The organism is Pseudoalteromonas prydzensis, from assembly GCF_001661495.1.
Taxonomy (GTDB): Bacteria; Pseudomonadota; Gammaproteobacteria; order Enterobacterales; family Alteromonadaceae; genus Pseudoalteromonas; species Pseudoalteromonas prydzensis.
The window spans coordinates 413,272-430,183 of the sequence record NZ_BDDT01000003.1 but is presented as its reverse complement, the minus strand read 5'-3'; the positions used below and the strand labels follow the sequence as shown (position 1 = coordinate 430,183).

Annotated in this window: 15 protein-coding genes; 10 read left to right on the top strand and 5 right to left on the bottom strand. The window is 41.4% G+C overall.

Annotated features, from left to right (window positions below):
* Nucleotides 1-10: 10 nt before the first annotated feature.
* On the top strand, nt 11-538 hold the full coding sequence (locus A7968_RS09305; protein WP_064666299.1) for a YaeQ family protein: 528 nt from the start codon (nt 11-13) through the stop codon (nt 536-538).
* A 29-nt stretch (nt 539-567) separates the two neighbouring features.
* On the opposite strand, the gene yfaE is transcribed toward A7968_RS09305, so the two are convergent.
* The 5 genes from yfaE to ubiG all read right to left on the bottom strand — a co-directional run bounded on the left by yfaE (nt 568) and on the right by ubiG (nt 6,117).
* Nucleotides 568-840 carry a class I ribonucleotide reductase maintenance protein YfaE gene (gene yfaE, locus A7968_RS09300; RefSeq protein ID WP_064666298.1) on the bottom strand — a complete coding sequence of 91 codons (273 nt, stop codon included), beginning with the start codon at nt 838-840 and terminating at the stop codon, nt 568-570.
* Nucleotides 840-1,970: a class Ia ribonucleoside-diphosphate reductase subunit beta gene (gene nrdB, locus A7968_RS09295; protein ID WP_064666297.1), complete on the bottom strand. Its 1,131-nt coding sequence runs from the start codon at nt 1,968-1,970 to the stop codon at nt 840-842. Before nrdB ends, yfaE begins: the two co-directional genes overlap by 1 nt.
* Before the next feature lie 69 nt (nt 1,971-2,039).
* Entirely contained in the window at nt 2,040-4,322 is a 2,283-nt protein-coding gene (nrdA, locus tag A7968_RS09290) for a class 1a ribonucleoside-diphosphate reductase subunit alpha (RefSeq protein WP_064666296.1), read from the bottom strand.
* Nucleotides 4,323-4,723: 401 nt separating this feature from the next.
* Nucleotides 4,724-5,407: an HAD family hydrolase gene (locus A7968_RS09285; protein ID WP_064666295.1), complete on the bottom strand. Its 684-nt coding sequence runs from the start codon at nt 5,405-5,407 to the stop codon at nt 4,724-4,726.
* Nucleotides 5,407-6,117 (bottom strand): bifunctional 2-polyprenyl-6-hydroxyphenol methylase/3-demethylubiquinol 3-O-methyltransferase UbiG, encoded by a 711-nt coding sequence (gene ubiG, locus A7968_RS09280; protein ID WP_064666294.1) that lies wholly within the window; start codon nt 6,115-6,117, stop codon nt 5,407-5,409. Before ubiG ends, A7968_RS09285 begins: the two co-directional genes overlap by 1 nt.
* A 179-nt stretch (nt 6,118-6,296) precedes the next feature.
* On the opposite strand from ubiG, the gene gyrA reads away from it, so the two are divergent.
* The 9 genes from gyrA (at nt 6,297) to pyrF (ending at nt 16,544) form a co-directional block, all read left to right on the top strand.
* Nucleotides 6,297-8,996 (top strand): DNA topoisomerase (ATP-hydrolyzing) subunit A, encoded by a 2,700-nt coding sequence (gyrA, locus tag A7968_RS09275; protein WP_064666293.1) that lies wholly within the window; start codon nt 6,297-6,299, stop codon nt 8,994-8,996.
* Nucleotides 8,997-9,074: 78 nt separating this feature from the next.
* Nucleotides 9,075-10,157 (top strand): 3-phosphoserine/phosphohydroxythreonine transaminase, encoded by a 1,083-nt coding sequence (serC, locus tag A7968_RS09270; protein ID WP_064666292.1) that lies wholly within the window; start codon nt 9,075-9,077, stop codon nt 10,155-10,157.
* Nucleotides 10,157-11,434 (top strand): 3-phosphoshikimate 1-carboxyvinyltransferase, encoded by a 1,278-nt coding sequence (gene aroA / locus A7968_RS09265; RefSeq protein ID WP_064666291.1) that lies wholly within the window; start codon nt 10,157-10,159, stop codon nt 11,432-11,434. Before serC ends, aroA begins: the two co-directional genes overlap by 1 nt.
* Before the next feature lie 107 nt (nt 11,435-11,541).
* The gene (gene cmk / locus A7968_RS09260; protein ID WP_064666290.1) at nt 11,542-12,252 is read left to right on the top strand and encodes a (d)CMP kinase; all 711 of its coding nucleotides are present in this window, start codon (nt 11,542-11,544) and stop codon (nt 12,250-12,252) included.
* A gap of 94 nt (nt 12,253-12,346) precedes the next feature.
* A complete protein-coding gene (rpsA, locus tag A7968_RS09255) occupies nt 12,347-14,014 on the top strand; it encodes a 30S ribosomal protein S1 (RefSeq protein ID WP_029216020.1) in 1,668 nt (555 codons plus the stop codon).
* Between the two features lie 62 nt (nt 14,015-14,076).
* Nucleotides 14,077-14,364: an integration host factor subunit beta gene (ihfB, locus tag A7968_RS09250; protein WP_016707218.1), complete on the top strand. Its 288-nt coding sequence runs from the start codon at nt 14,077-14,079 to the stop codon at nt 14,362-14,364.
* A 21-nt stretch (nt 14,365-14,385) separates the two neighbouring features.
* Nucleotides 14,386-14,667 carry a lipopolysaccharide assembly protein LapA domain-containing protein gene (locus A7968_RS09245; protein WP_016707217.1) on the top strand — a complete coding sequence of 94 codons (282 nt, stop codon included), beginning with the start codon at nt 14,386-14,388 and terminating at the stop codon, nt 14,665-14,667.
* A gap of 2 nt (nt 14,668-14,669) precedes the next feature.
* Nucleotides 14,670-15,806 (top strand): lipopolysaccharide assembly protein LapB, encoded by a 1,137-nt coding sequence (gene lapB / locus A7968_RS09240; protein ID WP_064666289.1) that lies wholly within the window; start codon nt 14,670-14,672, stop codon nt 15,804-15,806.
* Between the two features lie 33 nt (nt 15,807-15,839).
* Nucleotides 15,840-16,544: an orotidine-5'-phosphate decarboxylase gene (gene pyrF / locus A7968_RS09235; RefSeq protein ID WP_064666288.1), complete on the top strand. Its 705-nt coding sequence runs from the start codon at nt 15,840-15,842 to the stop codon at nt 16,542-16,544.
* Nucleotides 16,545-16,912: the final 368 nt, after the last annotated feature.

The following is a 16,912-nucleotide window of genomic DNA, read 5'->3' as shown; positions in this document are numbered from 1 at the left end:
GGTGAATGTTATGTCTGATAAAGCCCGGATCTTTAAAGCTCGATTTAGCATTGCAGATTTGCGTCAGCAGCGTAATCATCAAGAGGTATTTACCACCGCTTTAACAAAAAACGAAACGCTCGAGCATTTTGTTTTAAAACTAGTAGGGTATTGCCTTTTATCTTACGACCGCCATGCGGTGCTAAATAAACTCTCTGATAGACTGCAACCAGATGTCGGTATCCAAGCACTGGATGAGCATTATAAAACGTGGTTAAGTGTGGATCAGCCTAATCTTGATCAACTGCTAAAAATAGCGAAGCAAGTTGACGAATTATTAGTCCTAACGATTAGTAATAGTCAGTGGCTAATTGAGTCAGAGGCACGCTTAAAGTTATTTGCAAATAGCCATATTATCGAAATTGATCAGCAGTTTGTTGATGATATTCAAATGGATTTAACGCGCAGTTTAAATTGGGATGTCATTATCGATGAGAGTAGTTTAATGATCAGTGATAAAGTACATTGCTATGCAACCAAACAATTTGAGTGGCACTAATAGCAATCGATTTAAATATTCTAGTGGGTTTATTTAAAGCTCAGTGTAATATCGCCATCGGGTTTGCAGCAGCACAGTAGCACTTCTCCATCACGCACAAATGCAAGCGGCTCTTCATTATAAATCACTTTCCCTTCGCTAAGTGTTGCACGGCACGCACCACAGTAGCCTTCTCGGCATTGAAAAGGGATATCATATTGCTGTTGTTCAAGGCAGTCTAAGAGGGAATGGCAGCCAGTGTTAAATTCCACACACTGGCTGTTATCTGCAAAGTGAACCTTTGCAGTCTTGTTGGTGCTCATTAGAGATCAAAGTCACCAAAGTCAGCAGCATCAACTTGCGAATCAATTTGACCAACAAGGTAAGAGCTGATCTCAGCTTCTTGAGGCGCAACTTGTACATTGTCAGATACTAACCATGAGTTGATCCATGGAATAGGGTTACTGCTGGTTTTGAATTGCGTTGGTAAGCCTACCGCACTCATACGTGCATTAGTAATGTACTCAACGTATTGACACAAAATATCTTTGTTTAAGCCAATCATTGAACCATCTTTAAACAAGTATTCAGCCCATTCTTTTTCTTGCTCAGCGGCATCGACAAACATTTTGATTGCTTCTTCACGACATTGCGCCGCAACGATCGCCATTTCTGGATCGTCTTTACCATCTTGCATAATGTTGAGAATGTGCTGTGTGCCTGATAGGTGAAGGGCTTCATCACGGGCGATCAGCTTGATGATTTTTGCGTTGCCTTCCATTAATTCACGCTCTGCAAATGCAAATGAACAGGCGAAGCTAACATAAAAGCGGATGGCTTCAAGAATGTTGACTGACATCATGGCAAGGTATAACAGCTTTTTAAGTTCAAATAAGCTGATATGAACCGTTTCACCGTTAAGAGTATGCTTGCCTTCACCGTACAAGTTATACACGGCAACTTTATTGATTAATTCATCGTAATATTTAGTGACGGCATCAGCACGTTCGCTGATCTTGTCGTTACTCACGATATCATCAAAAATAAGTTCAGGTGATTGCGTTACATTACGAATGATATGCGTGTACGAGCGACTATGAATCGTTTCACTAAACGCCCAGGTCTCAATCCAAGTTTCAAGCTCAGGAATTGATACGATTGGCAATAATGCCACATTCGGTGAACGTCCTTGCACACTATCAAGTAATGTTTGATATTTTAAGTTACTTAAAAAGATATGCTTTTCGTGATCTGGCAACGCTTGGAAGTCTAAGCGGTCTTTGCTTACATCAACTTCTTCAGGGCGCCAAAAGAACGACAATTGCTTTTCAATTAACTTTTCAAAAATAGGGTACTTCTGTTGATCATAACGCGATACGTTAACGGTTTGGCCGAAAAACATCGGTTCTTGTAATTGGTTGTTATGGTTTCGGCTAAAAGTAGTATAAGACATAAGATCACTCAAAAAACGAACAGGACAAAGCGGGCTTAAGGCCCGCTTGCAATTTATATTTATTATCGATTAGATTTTACACGCGCCGCCTGCACAATCATCATCTTCCACTTCAGGTGTGTCATCTTGTGCATCAGACGCACCATCGCGGGTGTTGTGATAGTAAAGGGTCTTAACGCCAAGTTTATATGCGCCCAATAAGTCTTGTAGTAAAACCTTCATAGGTACTTTACCACCTTCAAACTTATTAGGATCATAGTTAGTATTTGCAGAGATCGTTTGATCAACAAACTTTTGCATTATACCAACAAGTTCTATGTAACCTTTATTTGATGGGATATCCCACAATAATTCATAGTTATCTTTTAAACGCTCATACTCAGGAACAACCTGTTTTAAAATACCATCTTTACTGGCTTTAACACTGATATGGCCGCGTGGTGGCTCAATACCATTGGTTGCATTAGAAATTTGCGACGATGTTTCAGACGGCATCAATGCTGATAACGTTGAGTTACGCATGCCATGCTCTTTAATATTGGCACGTAACGTATCCCAATCTAAATGCATTGGCTCATCACAAATTTTGTCTAAATCACGCTTGTAAGTATCAGTAGGCATGATCCCTTGTGAGTATGTGGTTTCGTTAAATTTAGGGCAGGCACCACGTTCTTTAGCAAGCTCATTTGATGCTTTCATTAAGTAGTACTGAATCGCTTCAAAAGTCTTATGCGTTAATGCATTAGCACTGCCATCAGAATAACGCTTACCGTTTTTAGCTAGGTAGTATGCGTAATTGATCACACCTATACCTAAAGTACGACGACCCATAGTTGCATTGTGTGCAGCAGGAACAGGGTAGTCTTGGAAATCCAGTAAGTTATCTAAAGCACGTACCGCAAGCTCTGCTAATTCTTCAAGCTCATCCAGTGACTCAATGGCACCTAAGTTAAAGGCCGATAGTGTACAAAGGGCGATTTCGCCTTCTTCGTCATTCACATTACTAAGCGGTTTAGTTGGTAAAGCAATTTCTAAACATAAGTTAGATTGGCGAATTGGCGCAACTTTAGCAATAAACGGGCTGTGTGTATTACAGTGATCGACATTTTGTAAATAAATTCGACCTGTGCTGGCACGCTCTTGTGCAAACATTGAGAACAATTCAATGGCTTTAATACGTTTTTTACGAATTGACTCATCTTGCTCGTATTGCACGTAAAGACGATCAAATTCATCCTGGTCTTCAAAAAATGCATCATAAAGACCTGGTACATCTGATGGGCTGAATAAAGTGATGTAATCATCTTTAATCAAGCGCGCGTACATTAACTTATTAAACTGTACACCGTAATCTAAGTGGCGAACGCGGTTATCATCCACACCACGGTTGTTTTTAAGTACTAATAAATTTTCTACTTCTAAATGCCATAGTGGGTAGAAAAGGGTTGCTGCACCACCACGTACACCACCTTGCGAACAGCTTTTAACGGCTGTTTGAAAGTGTTTATAAAAAGGAATACAACCTGTATGGTACGCTTCGCCATTGCGAATAGGGCTACCTAGTGCGCGAATACGACCGGCATTAATACCAATCCCCGCACGTTGCGATACGTATTTAACAATTGCAGAAGAAGTTGCATTGATTGAATCTAGGCTGTCACCACACTCAATTAGTACACATGAACTGAATTGACGAGTAGGCGTACGTACCCCCGCCATAATTGGCGTAGGCAATGAAATCTTAAACATTGATACCGCATCATAAAAGCGCTTAATGTAATCTAAACGCGTTTCTTTCGGGTAATCAGAGAATAAGCTAGCAGCAACAAGAATATATAAGAACTGTGCACTTTCATAAATTTTACCAGTAACACGGTTCTGCACTAAATATTTGCCTTCAAGCTGCTTAACGGCGGCGTAGCTGAAGTTTAAATCGCGTGCATGATCAAGGTATTCATCTAGTTGATCAATTTCTTGCTCAGTGTAATCTGCAAGTAAGTGGGCATCGTAGCGCTTATCTTCAACCAGTTTTACAATGTGGTCGTATAAACGTGGCGGCTCAAACTGACCATAGGCTTTTTTGCGTAAATGGAATACAGCTAAACGGGCCGCTAGATATTGGTAATCAGGTGACTCTTTTGAGATCTGATCAGCGGCTGCCTTAATAATCGTTTCATGGATGTCTTCAGTTCTAATACCATCGTAGAACTGAATGTGTGATTTTAGCTCAACTTGTGAGACAGACACATTATTTAGACCTTCGGCGGCCCAAGCAATAACGCGATGGATCTTATCTAAATCAAGTGACTCTTTACGGCCGTCACGTTTGCTTACAGATAGCTGTTGGTTCATAGTTTTGCCTGTATTCCTTGGGATATAAAATTTTTTAGTGACACATTTTTCTTAAAATAAATATTTTATTGTCATAAGACTGTTCTAGCGCGAATTTAATTGAATAACATTTAGCCACAACATCTGGTGTTCATCAAACTCTGGATCACAAGATAGTGTGGTATGCGATCATTTGCAAGGGGCATAAATGCCCCACATTGTGGATAACGTCGGGATAACACGTTTGTGTTAGTAGCCATTAACCTTTGACCATCTGATTAAAATGAAATTTATAAAAATCAACTGATGATCTATTAAATTTAGCCATTTTAAAAATAAATTTAGGCTGCTTTTTTTATCAGCAAACAATGTGCAAAAAATAACACAATCACAATATATAGTGTTTAATTATTAGCAAGCCACTATATATGGTTAAATGCATCAATAGGTGACTGCCAATTAAAATCCGCTTGCCAGCCTAACGCTTCCTCTTCACTGGGGATATATCCCCACAATGCCGCTGCACTGTGCATGTTCGCGGCTTTAGCTGCGATAATGTCGCGCTCGGCATCACCAACATACAAACAACGACTCGGGTCGACATCTAACAGTTGCGCGGTATGCAGTAAAGGTAACGGTGAAGGTTTTGCCACGTTGAGGGTGTCACCACAAACAATGGCTTGCGCATCACTTAACTCACTGATGGCGGCAACTAAAGGGGTAGTCAGAAATTCCGGCTTGTTGGTCATGATCCCCCATTTGATCTGTTGCTGCTCAAGCGCAATTAATAATTGTGCGATACCCGTGAAGCATTGGCTATGAGTTGCAATATTATCAGCGTAGGCCGTGAGTAACTGTTGGCGCAAAGCATCTTGTTGCGGGTGGGTGGGCCACTGCTGGCCAAATCCCGCTTCTAGCAGTGCTACAGCGCCATTTGATGCCGCTGGACGGTAAACATTGGCGCATACCGTAGGTTGATCATGTGCTGACAATACACTATTTAGCGCAGCACCAAGATCGTCTGCAGTATCAAGTAAGGTGCCATCAAGGTCGAAAATAAAAGCGTCGTAGTTGATTATGGGTGTTGCTGTGTTAAAACCAGCCATTACGCAAGTTTCTCAAAGTGAAGAATATAATTAACGCTCACATCGGTATTTAAGCTGTACTGCTTTGATAACGGGTTATAACTGAGCCCAGCACTTGCACGTACTTTTAATCCTGCTTGCTCTGCCCATGCAATGAGTTGCGCTGGTTTGATAAACTTTTTGTGGTCGTGTGTGCCTTCAGGCACCATCTTCAATAACTTCTCTGCACCAATAATGGCATACAAGTAGGCTTTAGGGGTTTTATTGAGTGTCGAAAAAAATACATCTGCGCCTGGTTTTGCTAATGCCGCCACTGCATGAATGATAGAAGCAGGATTTGGAACGTGCTCTAACATTTCCATACACGTAATAGTATCAAAGCGAGCAGGGTGCTCTTGCGCATATTGTTCGGCAGGCACTTTAATGTACTCTACCTTCACACCGGTTTCTAAACTATGCAATTTAGCAACGGTTAATGGTTCTTGGCCCATATCGATGCCAGTAACGTGTGCGCCCATTCGCGCCATACTTTCACTGAGTATGCCACCACCACAGCCTACATCGAGGGTTTCTTTATCAAATAAGCCGTTGGCTTTGTCGGCGATAAAATCTAATCGTAACGGGTTAATTTCATGAAGGGGTTTAAATTCCCCGTCGCGGTCCCACCATCGCTCGGCAATGGCTTCAAACTTTGCAATTTCTGCACTATCTACATTCTGATGTTCGGTCATAAAAAACTTCCTCGTCAATCTGAGGCCATTATATAGGGTGAAATTGATAAATCGCAAAGATTTAGCGCCTGTAAATTTAAATTAATTGTGGTAGCATGACTTGGTAATAATAACTAATATCCTCGCAAGCGCCCATATGCGGCACTTTGTGGGGAAATACTGAAGGAATGTGATATCAAATGACTGATTTCGCCAACGAAATTCTGCCAGTCAATATTGAAGACGAGTTAAAAAACTCCTACTTAGACTACGCGATGAGCGTAATCGTAGGACGAGCACTACCAGACGTACGTGATGGTTTAAAACCTGTTCACCGCCGCGTTTTGTTTGCTATGAACGAGCTTAATAATGATTGGAATAAGCCTTACAAAAAATCAGCCCGTGTGGTTGGTGACGTAATTGGTAAATACCATCCCCATGGCGATAGTGCAGTGTACGACACCATTGTACGTATGGCTCAGCCTTTCTCTTTACGTTACATGTTAGTTGACGGTCAAGGTAACTTCGGTTCAGTTGACGGTGACTCTGCAGCAGCAATGCGTTATACCGAAGTCCGTATGGCGAAAATGTCTCATGAGCTATTAGCAGATCTTGAGAAAGAGACGGTTGATTTTGTGCCTAACTACGATGGTACAGAACAAATTCCTGACGTATTACCAACTAAAGTACCTAACTTATTAGTGAACGGTTCTTCGGGTATTGCGGTAGGTATGGCAACCAACATTCCTCCTCATAACTTGACTGAAGTTGTGAATGGTTGTTTAGCACTTATTCAAAACCCAGATCTAACCATTCATGAATTAATGGATTATATTCCGGGCCCTGATTTTCCAACTGCGGCAATTATCAACGGTAAAAAAGGCATCGAACAAGCCTATTTAACAGGCCGTGGTAAAGTGTACATGCGTGCCCGCGCAGAAATTGAAGTCGACGAAAAAACCCATCGTGAGACGATTATTGTTCACGAAATCCCTTATCAAGTAAATAAAGCCCGCTTAATCGAAAAGATTGCTGAGCTTGTTAAAGATAAGAAGATTGAAGGTATTAGCGCATTACGTGATGAATCAGATAAAGACGGTATGCGTATCGTTATCGAGATCAAACGTGGTGACGTAGGCGAAGTGATCTTAAACAACCTATATGCACAAACTCAGTTACAAACTGTGTTTGGTATGAACATGGTTGCGTTAATTAATAATCAACCTAAGTGTTTCAACTTAAAAGAAATGCTTGAAGAGTTTATTATTCACCGCCGTGAAGTGGTAACCCGTCGTACGGTATTTGATTTACGCAAAGCCCGTGACCGCGCACACATGCTTGAAGGTTTAGCAATTGCACTTGCTAACATCGACCCAATTATCGAGCTTATTCGTAACTCACCAACACCTGCTGAAGCTAAAGTAGCACTAGCAAGTCGTCCGTGGGAATTAGGTAATGTGAAAGCCATGCTTGAAAAAGCAGGTGAAGCAAACGTTGCACGTCCTGACTGGTTAGCCGATGACTTAGGTATCCGTGATGGTCAGTATTATATTTCTGAGCAACAAGCTCAAGCGATCCTTGACTTACGTTTACACAAGTTAACCGGTCTTGAGCATGAAAAAATTCTAAGCGAATACCAAACGTTATTAGATTTAATTGCCGAGCTTTTATATATTCTTGCTAATCCTGAGCGTTTAATGGAAGTTATCCGCGACGAGCTAGTCGAAATTAAAGAGCAATACGGTGATGAACGTCGTACTGAAATCAACGCCGCGGCTCATGATATTAGTCTTGAAGACTTGATCACAGAAGAAGACGTTGTAGTAACGCTTTCTCATGAAGGTTATGTGAAGTATCAGCCATTGTCTGATTACGAAGCACAGCGTCGTGGTGGTAAAGGTAAATCTGCAACCAAGATGAAAGATGAAGATTTCATTGAACGTCTATTGGTTGCTAATACGCACGATACAATCTTGTGTTTCTCAACGGCTGGTCGTTTATATTGGCTTAAAGTGTATCAATTACCACTGGCAAGTCGTGCAGCGCGCGGCAAACCAATTGTTAACTTGTTACCACTTGAAGCTGACGAACGTATTACTGCAATCTTGCCAGTACGTGAATATGAAGAAAACAAATACATCTTTATGGCTACTGCATTCGGTACCGTGAAGAAAACACCATTGACTGCGTATAGTCGTCAACGTGCTAGTGGTATTATTGCCGTTAACTTAAATGACGGTGATAGCCTAATTGGTGTTGATATCACTGATGGTAGCAACGAAATCATGCTCTTCACTGATGCTGGTAAAGTTGTTCGCTTTAAAGAAGCGGAAGAGTCACCTGTTTTAGATGAAAATGGCAACCCAGTACTTGATGAAAACGGTAATCCTGAAATCAAGTTCAAAGGTGTACGTCAAATGGGTCGTACTGCAACCGGTGTTCGCGGTATTAAGATGCCTGAAGGTCAACGAGTTGTATCGTTAATTGTACCTAAGACAGATGGTGCTATCTTAACTGTGACTGAAAACGGTTACGGTAAACGTACGTTGCTTGAAGACTACCCAGCGAAGAGCCGTGCGACTCAAGGTGTGGTATCAATCAAAGTGTCAGAACGTAACGGCGCAGTGGTTGGTGCAGTACAAGTTGATGAAAACGACGAAATCATGATTATTTCTAATCGTGGTACGCTTGTTCGAACGCGAGTTAAAGAAGTTTCTACCGTTGGGCGTAATACCCAAGGTGTTATTTTGATAAGAACTATTGACGAAGAGCAAGTAGTTGGTTTACAACGTATCGAAGAAATTGAAATCGATGAGCTTGAGGCTATTATCGAAGGCGAAAGCGTCGAAGTAGTCGAAACGGTTAATGATGAAACTGGTGATAATCCACCGGTTGAATAAACCAATATAAAGCGGCTTCGGCCGCTTTTTTTTATACATAATTAAAAAGCAAAGTAATTACTGGAATGAGGAAAGGTAATGAGTAAATATAATTTTTGTGCAGGGCCTGCAATGTTGCCGCCAGCTGTAATGGAAAAGGCACAAAAAGAGTTTGTTGATTGGCAAGATTTAGGTGTCTCGGTGATGGAAATTAGTCACCGTAGTAAAGAATTTTTAGCGCTCACCGCGAAGTGTGAAGCAAGCCTGCGTCGACTAATGAATATTAGCGATGAATTTGAAGTGCTGTTTATGCACGGTGGCGGTCGTGGTCAGTTTGCTGCGGTGCCACTGAATTTACATGTTGATGGTAAAGCCGCTGTTTATTGTGAAAACGGTGTGTGGTCTAAAGGTGCAGTTGACGAAGCGGTAAAATTCACCACGGTCACTGAGCTTGATGTACGTAATGACACGAGTGAGCAATTTTCTATCAAACCGGTTAGCGAGTGGCAATTTCCAGCAGATCCGTCATACATTCATTATTGCCCCAATGAAACCATTGATGGCATAGAAGTATTTGATGTACCAAGTCACCCAACAGCGCCGATTGTTGCTGATATGTCATCGACAATTTTATCGCGTGAATTTGATGTTGATCAGTTTGATTTAATTTATGCCGGTGCGCAAAAAAACATTGGCCCATCAGGGCTTGCCATTGTGATCATTCGTAAAACGCTGCTTGAACGTGAAGGGGTCGCAAAACCAGGCATATTCGATTACGCACTCGAAGTAAAACAAGGCAGCATGTATAACACGCCACCGACATTTGCTTGGTATTTAGCGGCAGAAGTATTTGACTGGCTTGAGCAAAATGGCGGTGTAAAAGCCATGGAGCAGCAAAATATTGCTAAAGCAGAACTGCTTTACGGCTTTATTGATGAATCACCATTTTATAATAATAAAGTGGCAAAGCACTGTCGTTCACGCATGAACGTACCTTTTTGGTTAAACGATGAAAGCTTAAATGCAGCGTTTTTAGCACAAGCTAAAGAAGCGGGTTTACTGGCCCTTGAAGGCCACCGCATTGTTGGCGGCATGCGTGCCAGTATTTACAACGCAATGCCACTTGCTGGCGTGCAAGCGTTAGTTGACTTTATGGCACAATTTGCCAAGGAGCACAGCTAATGGAACAGTTACGTTTAGAGCCTATTAGTAAAGTAAATGGCAGTGTGACGCTGCCTGGCTCAAAAAGTTTATCCAATCGCATTCTACTGTTAGCAGCCCTTGCTAAAGGTACAACGGTGGTTGAAAACCTACTTGATAGCGATGATATTCGTCATATGTTAGGTGCGCTTAAACAGTTAGGCGTACAGGTAAGTTTAAATGACGATAAAACCGTTGCCACAGTGCAAGGGGTAGGCGGGCAGTTTTTAACGCCAGCTGAGCCGTTATTCTTAGGTAATGCCGGCACGGCTTATCGGCCACTTACCGCGGTACTTGCCGCAGTTAAAGGTGACTATGAATTAGTTGGTGAGCCACGTATGGAAGAGCGCCCAATTGGTCACTTAGTGGATGCTTTACAAGCGCTTGGTGGTGATGTTAGTTATTTAAAAAATAAAGATTATCCGCCACTGAAAATTGTTGGCGGACAAATAAACGGCGGCGATGTTGAAATTGACGGTAGTATTTCGAGTCAATTTTTAACAGCCTTATTAATGGCTGCGCCATTATTTAATGGTGATACCAACATTACCATTAAAGGCACTTTAGTTTCAAAGCCTTACATTGATATAACGCTAGATGTTATGGCGCGCTTTGGCATAGTAGTCACACACGATGACTATAAAACTTTTACCGTGAAAGGTGCGCAGCAATACCAAGCTGTTGAGCGTATTATGGTTGAAGGGGATGCGTCATCGGCCTCCTATTTTGTTGCAGCTGCTGCAATTGCCGGCGGTGAAATAGAAATAAAAGGCGTTGGTGCAAAATCAGTGCAAGGTGATATCGGGTTTGCCAAAGTAATGGAGCAGGTCGGTGCTAAGATTGATTGGTATGACGAGCGCTTAGTGGTTCGTAAAGGCCAATTGAAAGGCGTTGATATTGACGCAAATGCCATTCCTGATGCCGCAATGACACTTGCAACTGTGGCGTTATTCGCCGATGGGCCAACGGCTATTCGCAATATTTACAATTGGCGCGTAAAAGAAACGGATCGTTTACATGCTATGGCGACCGAGCTTCGTAAAGTGGGCGCTGAAGTTGTTGAAGGTGAAGACTTCATCGAAATAACACCACCAAAACAGTTTAATGATGTGGCAATTGATACTTATGACGACCACCGCATCGCCATGTGTTTTGCCATGGTTGCAGTGGGCGGTAAGCCTATTACCATTAACGATCCTAAGTGTACATATAAAACATTTCCAACGTTTTTCAATGTACTAGCATCGGTTAGCCAATGAGCAACAGGGACTGAAATATAAAAAGTTACATACAAAAAGCGGATCTATTGCAATAAGTAACGTATAATGTCGCAGTTTAATTTTGGTGTGCATTGCAGGAGGTTTAAATGCAGGCGTTATTAATGCCGGTGATCACCGTTGATGGCCCAAGTGGTTCAGGTAAAGGAACTGTTTGTCGCTTGTTAGCCGAGAAATTGGGATGGGATGTACTGGACAGTGGCGCAATTTATCGCGTATTAGCACTGGCAGCACTGCACCATCAAATTGCACTAGACAATGAAGAGGCATTGGTGCCTTTAGCTGCTAACTTAGATGTGCAATTTTTAGTAGATAGTCAAACAAACGCTGGTAAAGTTATTCTTGAAGGCGAAGATGTATCAACAACAATTCGCAATGAAGAAGTAGGGGCTGCCGCATCAAAAGTAGCAGCCTTACCTCGTGTTAGAGAAGCATTATTACGTCGCCAACGCGCATTTCGTACTGAAAATGGCTTAATCGCCGATGGCCGTGATATGGGCACTGTGGTATTCCCAGATGCACCATTAAAAATTTATTTGACCGCCAGCGCGGATGAACGTGCGCGTAGACGATTTGTTGAGTTGAATGAACGCGGTCTTGATGTTACACTAAGTGGTCTATTAGAAGATATTCAAGCACGTGATGAGCGCGATATGAATCGTGCCGTTGCTCCGCTTGTACCGGCTGATGATGCCATTGAACTCGATACTAGTGAGCTTAATGCACAGCAAGTATTTGATAAGGTTATGACTTTATTAGATGCCGCGATTGTCGAAGGTAAACTTCCAAAGCGACGATAAACTATTTTATGCGCCAGCAGGATGCCAGTGCTATTTTAACAACCCCATGCAGCATGGTTGCTTATTGGTATTAATATATGAGACGTATATTCGTATGTCAGAAAATTTTGCGCAGTTATTTGAAGAAAGCTTAAAGGGTTTTGAAGCAGAGCAAGGCTCTATCGTTAAAGGTACAGTAATCTCAATCGAGAACAACATTGTACTTGTAGATGCTGGTCTTAAATCAGAAAGTGCTATCCCTGCAGAGCAGTTCAAAAATGCTGCTGGTGAACTAGAAGTTGCTGTTGGCGACGAAGTAGATGTTGCACTAGATGCAATCGAAGACGGTTTCGGTGAAACTATCCTTTCTCGTGAGAAAGCGAAGCGTCACGAAGCGTGGATCCGTCTTGAGAAAGCATGTGAAGAGCAAGAGACTGTTACTGGTGTTATCAACGGTAAAGTTAAAGGCGGTTTCACTGTTGAAGTTGATTCAATCCGTGCTTTCCTACCTGGTTCACTTGTTGATGTTCGTCCAGTACGTGACACAACTCACCTTGAAGGCAAAGAGCTTGAATTTAAAGTAATCAAGCTTGATCAAAAACGTAACAACGTTGTTGTTTCACGTCGTGCAGTTATCGAATCAGAGAACTCACAAGAACGTGAAGAGCTTCTTGCTAACCTTGTTGAAGGTCAAGAAGTTAAAGGTATCGTTAAGAACCTTACTGACTACGGTGCATTCGTTGACCTTGGTGGTGTTGATGGTCTACTACACATTACTGATATGGCGTGGAAGCGTGTTAAGCACCCTTCAGAAATCGTTAATGTTGGCGACGAAATCGCAGTTAAAGTTCTTAAATTCGACAAAGATAAAACTCGTGTATCTCTAGGCCTTAAACAGCTTGGCGAAGATCCATGGGCAGCTATCGCTGGTCGTTACCCAGAAGGTTCTAAACTTTCTGGTCGTGTAACTAACCTTACTGATTACGGTTGCTTCGTAGAAATCGAAGAAGGCGTTGAAGGTCTAGTACACGTTTCTGAAATGGATTGGACTAACAAGAACATCCACCCTTCAAAAGTTGTTTCACTAGGTGACACTGTTGAAGTTATGGTTCTTGAAATCGACGAAGAACGTCGTCGTATTTCTCTAGGTCTTAAGCAATGTATTGCTAATCCTTGGCAAGAATTTGCTCGTCTTCAAAACAAAGGCGACCAAGTTACTGGTAAGATCAAATCAATCACTGACTTCGGTATCTTTATCGGTCTTGACGGTGGTATTGACGGTCTTGTACACCTTTCAGACATTTCTTGGAATACACCTGGCGAAGACGCTGTACGTGAATTCAAGAAAGGCGACGAAATCACTGCTATCGTATTGCAAGTTGACCCAGAGCGTGAACGTATCTCTCTAGGTGTTAAGCAAATCGAAGCTGACCCATTCAATAACTACCTTGATGCAAACAAAAAAGGTGCTATTGTTAAAGGTAAAGTGACAGAAGTTGATGCGAAAGGCGCAACTGTTGAACTTATCGAAGGCGTTGAAGGTTACATCCGTGTAGCTGATATCGCTCAAGAGCGCGTTGAAGATGCAACTACTGTTGTTTCTGTAGGCGACGAGATTGAAGTGAAATATGTTGGTGTTGATCGTAAGAACCGCACTTTAAGCCTTTCTGTTAAAGCTCTTTTCGAAGCAGAAGAGAAAGAAGTACTAGAAAAGCTTAAGAAAGAAGAGCCAGTGTTCGAAAACGCAATGGCAGCTGCATTCGCAAATGCACAAAAAGACTAATTAATCAGTCTTAATTGGAAGGGCAGTGTTGCCCTTCCTTTATCTCTTTTTAAGGAAACGTTATGACTAAGTCAGAATTGATAGAACAATTAGCCGAGCAACACGCACATGTACCTGTGAAAGATGTTGAAAATGCTGTTAAAGAAATTCTTGAACAAATGGCCGGCTCATTATCAAGCTCAGATCGCATTGAGATCCGTGGCTTTGGTAGTTTCTCACTACACTTTCGCTCACCACGCACAGGTCGTAATCCTAAGACTGGCGACACAGTTGAGCTTGAAGGTAAGCACGTACCACATTTTAAACCAGGCAAAGAGTTACGAGATCGCGTAAACGCGAGCATTGCCTAGTTATTTAGTTGGAGTAGTTACTTGTTTAGGGTATTAAAAATTATCCTGGTAGCAATATGCTTAATTTTTGCATTTGTACTTGGTTCGCAAAATCCACAGTTAGTGCAAATAAATTATATTATTGCCAGCAATACTTTACCCCTCGCAATGATAATAAGTATCTGCTTTGCTTTAGGTGTCGCAATTGGTTGTTTTATTAGCTTTAAATTGTTTTCGCAATTGAAGTGGCAAAACTATCGGTTGAAGAAAAAGTTAGCGCCTGAAAAAGATAATAATAAGCTTGTTGCTAATAAAGACACCTAACTATGATTGAGCTTTTGTTTTTACTTTTACCTGTTGCGGCTGGTTATGGCTGGATCATGGGTAAAAATAGCGCTAAAAACCAAGCTCATCAACTTAATCGTCAGATCACTTCTGAATACAGTAAAGGCTTAAAGTTTTTACTTGATAGAGAAGAAGACCAAGGTCTTGAACACCTTATCAATTTGCTTGAAGTTGCAGCAGATTCTGTCGAGCATTATTCTACACTCGCAACGATGTTTCGCCGCCGCGGTGAATTAGATCGCGCAATAAAAATCCACGAATTACTCCTTAAACACCCAAGCCTTAATGAGCAACAAGCTGCGACTAGCCGCCTTGAACTTGCTGAAGATTATATTATGGCTGGGCTTCTTGATGGTGCAGAAGAACATCTTGTTTGGTTAGTTAAAGCAAATCACAGTGATGCATTAGAGCCGATACTTAATCTATATTCACAAACGCGTGAATGGGAAAAAGGTATCAATATGTTTGAAGCACACAGCGATTTATTTTCTAAACCACAACACTTCAAGGCCATAGCTAACTTTTATTGTGAAGCGGCATTAATCGAAAATGATCCGCAAATTATGCGCAAAGCTATTAGCCTCAATCAAAAAGCAATTAGACCCTTATATGAGCTGGGTAAATCAGCGTTTGCAAAAGAAGATTATGTAAAAGCGATTTATTATTGGCGAGAGCTGATCTGCAATTTTACCTTCTTTGCGCCCTTGTTTATTGATGATCTTGCTCATAGTTATGAGCAATTAAACTTAACCCACCAATTTCATGAATTACTGCTGCAATTGCTTGATAAAGGCGGTGTACTAATAAAAATAAAACACTGTAAAGCATTACTCGAGCAAGGGCATACCGAGCAAGCAATCAAATTTTTAACTGATAGTTTAAAACGCCAGCCGACTATTCGCGGTTTTAGTTTTTTACTTCAGTTATTAGCAAAACAGAACAATGATATTAAAGAAGTGTTAGATCAAATAGATAAATTGGTAACCTCTTATATTGCAACAAAGCCAGATTTTCAGTGCCAACACTGTGGTTTTACTAGCCATACCATTTATTGGGTTTGCCCGTCGTGCAAACATTGGGAAACCATAGTCCCAAGCCGTGGCTTAGACGGTTTTTAATTTTACTTATATTCAATTCGTTTTAGGAAAGTTATGTCTCTCGAACAATCAAAAAAAGTTCTTATAGCCCTTGATTATGATGATCAGCAAACAGCATTAAATTTTGTTAAACAACTTTCTCCTGACACGTGTCGATTAAAAGTAGGTAAAGAAATGTTTACCTACTTTGGCCCTGCGTTTGTTAAAGAGCTGATTGATTTAGGCTTTGACGTATTCTTAGATCTTAAATTTCATGACATTCCAAACACAGTAGCAAAAGCGGTTACTGCCGCGGCCAAAATGGGTGTTTGGATGGTTAATGTTCACGCCAGTGGCGGTGTTGAAATGATGACTAAAGCCAAACAAGCGCTTGAGCAATTTGGTGATAAAGCGCCATTATTAATTGCCGTTACCGTTTTAACCAGCATGGATGCAGCAGAGCTAACTCGTTTAGGGGTTGATAAAACCCCTGAACAGCAGGTTATTTATTTAGCAAAACTTGCCAAAGAGTCAGGCCTTGACGGGGTAGTGTGCTCAGCACAAGAAGCGAAGAAATTAAAAGCGGAACTTGGCGCAGACTTTAAACTAGTGACCCCAGGTATTCGCCCTGCAGGCAGCGACGCGGGTGACCAAAAGCGTATTATGACGCCAAAACAAGCGATTGATGATGGCAGTGATTATCTAGTTGTTGGCCGTCCAATTACACAAGCCGCAGATCCTGTTGCAACACTCAAAGAAATTAATGACTCGCTAAAATAAACAAGCGTTATTTTTAAGAGTACAAAGAGCAAAGTTTTTACTTTGCTCTTTTTGTTTCTGGGTATACAAACTTAATAACTTGGCGATGAGTAGGCTGGAATATGCCAATTGCAGATGCTCGTCAGCGAGCCTGTAGATTAACTCGTTTTTAATTTATTTTTATTAATGGTTTAACCATAACTGAGTTGCTATTTTGATTCAATCGCTTAGTAATATTCGTGTTAGACTATTAAGCATGCTAATACTAAGCGCTAAGTTTCCCTCATTTACTTCTCATTCCTTTCTCTTTGTGCAAAAAACTTAGTGAATTATTCACAAAGAGGATAAGATGCGCTGCGCTTTTGAGTAATACAGATTCTAGGCCCAAA